The sequence below is a fragment of the Sphaerobacter sp. genome (assembly GCF_019683595.1).
In the GTDB taxonomy this organism is placed as follows: Bacteria; Chloroflexota; Chloroflexia; order Thermomicrobiales; family Thermomicrobiaceae; genus Sphaerobacter.
This window is the reverse complement of sequence record NZ_JADGHZ010000259.1, coordinates 1-3,803: the sequence shown is the minus strand read 5'-3', so window position 1 is coordinate 3,803 and position 3,803 is coordinate 1. Positions and strand designations below refer to the sequence as shown.

Annotated in this window: 3 protein-coding genes and 1 tRNA gene; 2 read left to right on the top strand and 2 right to left on the bottom strand. The window is 69.2% G+C overall.

Going from position 1 to position 3,803, the window contains the following annotated elements:
• Window positions 1-82: 82 nt before the first annotated feature.
• Window positions 83-1,192 carry an aminopeptidase gene (locus IRZ30_RS16260; RefSeq protein ID WP_294086655.1) on the bottom strand — a complete coding sequence of 370 codons (1,110 nt, stop codon included), beginning with the start codon at window positions 1,190-1,192 and terminating at the stop codon, window positions 83-85.
• 265 nt (window positions 1,193-1,457) lie between these two features.
• Between IRZ30_RS16260 and IRZ30_RS16255 the strand changes: the two genes are divergently transcribed.
• Together IRZ30_RS16255 and IRZ30_RS16250 are read left to right on the top strand one after the other, a co-directional pair.
• On the top strand, window positions 1,458-2,780 hold the full coding sequence (locus IRZ30_RS16255; RefSeq protein ID WP_294086654.1) for a hypothetical protein: 1,323 nt from the start codon (window positions 1,458-1,460) through the stop codon (window positions 2,778-2,780).
• A gap of 49 nt (window positions 2,781-2,829) precedes the next feature.
• Window positions 2,830-3,639 carry a MerR family transcriptional regulator gene (locus tag IRZ30_RS16250; RefSeq protein ID WP_294086653.1) on the top strand — a complete coding sequence of 270 codons (810 nt, stop codon included), beginning with the start codon at window positions 2,830-2,832 and terminating at the stop codon, window positions 3,637-3,639.
• A 69-nt stretch (window positions 3,640-3,708) separates the two neighbouring features.
• Here the strand turns inward: IRZ30_RS16250 and IRZ30_RS16245 are convergent.
• A tRNA-Met gene (locus tag IRZ30_RS16245) sits at window positions 3,709-3,783 on the bottom strand.
• Between the last annotated feature and the right edge of the window lie 20 nt (window positions 3,784-3,803).

Here is a 3,803-nt window from a genome sequence, read left to right as displayed (position 1 = left end):
GGGGGTGAGGGGGACGCATGACGCATCACGCATGACGCATCACGCATGACGCATCCCGCATGACGCATCTCGCCTCACACCCTCACCCTTGCACCACGTACTCGCCGTCCTTCAGGAACACCTCGCCGTCGACCGTCACCTGCCCGCCCTGGCGCAGGTCACAGATCAGGTCCCAGTGGATCGCGCTCTGGTTGCGCGAGCCGCTGTCAGGGTACCCCGCGCCGAGCGCCATGTGGATCGTCCCGCCGATCTTCTCGTCGAAGAGGATGTTGCGGGTGAAGCGGTCGATCGCCCGGTTGGTGCCGAAGGCGAACTCGCCCAGGTAGCGCGCCCCCTCATCGGTGTTGAGCATCGCTTCGAGGAAGTCCTCGTTCTTCGCCGCGGTGGCCTTGACCACCCGGCCGCGCTCGAACCAGAGGCGCACGTCCTCCACCTCGCGCCCTTGCACGATCGTGGCGTGGGTGAAGCGAATGTGCCCTTCCACCGAGTCCTCGACCGGCCCGACGAAGATCTCGCCGCTCGGGAAGTTGCGGTGGCCGTCGGAGTTGATCCAGGTCCGGCCGGAGATGCGCAGCCTTAGGTCGGTGTCCGGGCCGACGACATGGACCTCGTGCCGCGGCGTGAGCCAGTCGATCAGCCGCTGCTGGTACGCCGCCAGGTCGCGCCAGCGGGCCACCGGGTCTGGGTCGTCGAGGAACCCGGCGCGGGCGACAAACTCCGTGTAGTCCCGGAGTGACATGTCGGCTTCCTGGGCCAGGGCGGCGGTCGGGAAGAGCGTTCCGCACCATTTCAGTTCCCCCTGAGCGGCACGCTCCAGGTGGCGCTCGCGGAGGCTGGCGCGGGCACGGGAGAAGACCTGTTGCCGCGCCGGGTCGATCCCCGCCAGCATCCGCGTGTTCTCCGGCGCGATCACCGAGAGCCGGGCGTCGGCCTCGAGGCTGGCGAATGCCTCCAGTGGCGAGATCGCCTGGAGCTGCGCATCGTTCCCCTCCCGCAGCAGGATCTCCTGTGCCTCGGGCAGATGGACGTCGAGGATGGGGAACGCCCCGAGCCGCAGCGCGTGCTGGTAGGCAGCCAGGAGCAGCGGCGCCGCCAGCGGGCTCCCGATCATGACCACGCGCTCCTCCGGCTGCAACTCCAGTGAGTACTCGGTCAGCACGCGCGCCAGGCGCTCGATTCGAGTCCCGTCCACCGGTCCCCCCTTCCGTGGTCCCGTCGGCTCACCGCCCCCATTCACGCAGATCGCGGCCCTGCCTGCAACGGTGGCGGGTTCGCAACCCGCCGCGACAGGCGTCACACGGCATCACGGGTGACGCAAGCATATGGCGCCGCACGCTGCACCGCGTGCCCCGGATTGACTATAATCCGCTGGACCCCGCCGCCATCCAACGTCGGTTTCCCAGCCGCGGGTCCAAGTCCGGGAGGTTGCCGCGCTGAGCCAGCGTCTATACCGCTCTGTGCTCGTCTGGCTCGTGGTCGCGCTCGCGATCACGGCCTGTGGCGGGTTTGGGCAGCTTACGCGCAGGTCCGAAGACCCGACCGCGTCGCCGGCCGTCGAGGTCGGAGAGGCGCTGTCGGTAGAAGCCGCCGTCACCGCGCTGGAGACGGAGCGGGACCGGCTTGCCACCGGGCCGGTCGAGCTGGTGGCGTACGTCAACACCGCACCAGGCAGCGCCGGGGTCGCCGATGCGCAGGCCGGCTGTCCGGTTGCGCCGGAGGGGCTGGCCGTGCTGACCGACCGCCCCTTCCTGCGCGAGTTCTCCGTCGCCGGCGTGATGCTCCCCAACGAGGTGCCGGCGACGGTGCCTGCGCTGCGCTTGGTGGTCCCCTACTCGCTCGGCATCATTGATATCCCGTCGCGCGCTCGGCTGCGTGGGCACTTCTTCGATCCCGAGTATGCCGGGTGTCCCGGCGCCGACCGGCTGTTCGTTCTCGACGAGGTAGTGGAGCCGGTGAACGGGGTGCGGGCGACGCTCGTGGCGGCGTTGCCGGAGACGGCCGACTGGCCGGAGTGGGCCGACGCCAGGCTTGGCCTCGGCATCCGCTACCCGGATGGGTGGACGGTCGAGGAGGCCCGGAACCAGGGGGCGATCGTCGAGGTGCGCTTCCAGCCTCCCAACGCCGATGCAACCATGCGCCTGGCGGTGACGCCCGGGCAGACCGATGCCGGCGTCGACGGGCAACTGCCGGACGTGCTTCGCGGCGCACGGCACGCCCCCGCCCTCCTCGGCCCGGCGCGTGCCCGGCTCGTCGACGTCGTCGGACCGGCCAGGCCCGAGGGCAGTGTCCGGGAGGTGCGCCTCGTCGCCAACTACCGGGGCAACACCGTCGTCTTCGCCGCCCACTTCACCGATGGCGCCGCGCTCAACCCGGGCTTGCTCACCGTCTTCTCGGCGATGGCCGGGAGCGTCCGCTTCGCGGAGCCGGTCGACCTGGCCGACCCGTTGGATCCCACGCTCACCGCACACGCCGAGTTGGGTCCGGGGCCGTTCATTGGGGAAGGCACGGCCGCGGATCGTGCCGTGGTCGTGAGCGGACTGCACGATGCGATCGTCACCGACACGGCGCTGGTACCGGAGCGTGACGCGCGCCTGGCCGTCCCCGGCTCTTGCCGCGAGTTCCCCGGGCAGCCGGAGGGCGTCTGGCTGGTGACGGTCGAGGGAACGCTGCCGAGCGGCCAGGACGCGCGCCTGCTCGTCTACCTCGACGCAAGCAGCGGGGAGCGGCTCTGCCAGACCGACGCCCCGGCATCCGCTCCCGGTGACCACACAGGGTCTTGACCCTGACGTAACGTCACCCTGTACCCTCCCATTCGGAAAGGAGGCGAGCTTGGGTCACCGCTTGGTACGCACCGGTGAGCTCGCACGCATGACCTCCGTGTCGATCCGCACGCTGCGGTTCTACGACAGGGTGGGCTTGCTCTCGCCCTCGGCGCGGACCCCTTCGGGGTACCGGCTCTATAGCGAGGCGGATCTCGTGCGGCTGCAGCAGATCCTGGCACTGAAGTATCTCGGCTTCTCGCTCGAGGAGATCAAGGCGTTCCTGGGCGCGTCGCCGAGGAGCCTGCGCGAGGCCCTGGCGCAGCAGGGCGCCATGCTGCGTGAGCGGCGCGCGCACCTCGATACCATCATCAAGGCCATCGATCGACTGCTGGCGGAGGACCGGTGCGAGTGGGAATCGTTGGTAGAGGTGATCCAGGCAATGCAGATGAGCCAGAACCAAGAGTGGCCGAAGAAGTACTTCACCGAGGAGCAGCTCCGAGCCATGGAGGAGCTGAGCAAGAAGTCCTACTCGGAGGAGGCGCGCCAGCGTCTCCAGGCCCGTGGCCCGTGGACCGAGGAGGACCAGCGCCGGATTGACGCGCGCTACAACGCCCTCTACGCCGGCGTGCGGCGCCTCGTTGCCGAGGGCGGCGATCCCGCCAGCGATGAGGCGCAGGCTCTGGCTAAGGAGTCGATCGCCCTGATCGAGGAGTTCACGGGTGGTGACCCTGAGATCGCTGCGGGACTCCAACGGTGGTGGACCAACTACCATAGCCTACCCGAGGAGCAGCGCCCCTTCTCGATCCCGCTGACGGCGGAGGAGCAGGAGTTCCTGGAGCGCGCCAAGGCGATCTACCGGGAGCGCCAGAAGGGTTAGTCCCTTCCGATCCCCGATTCAGGGCACAAAAAACCGCCTGGGACAGTGTCCCAGGCGGTCTCGTTTTGCTGGTAGCGGGGGCGGGATTCGAACCCGCGACCTTTGGGTTATGAGCCCAACGAGCTGCCACTGCTCCACCCCGCGCTGCGGGACGTGGCCGAACG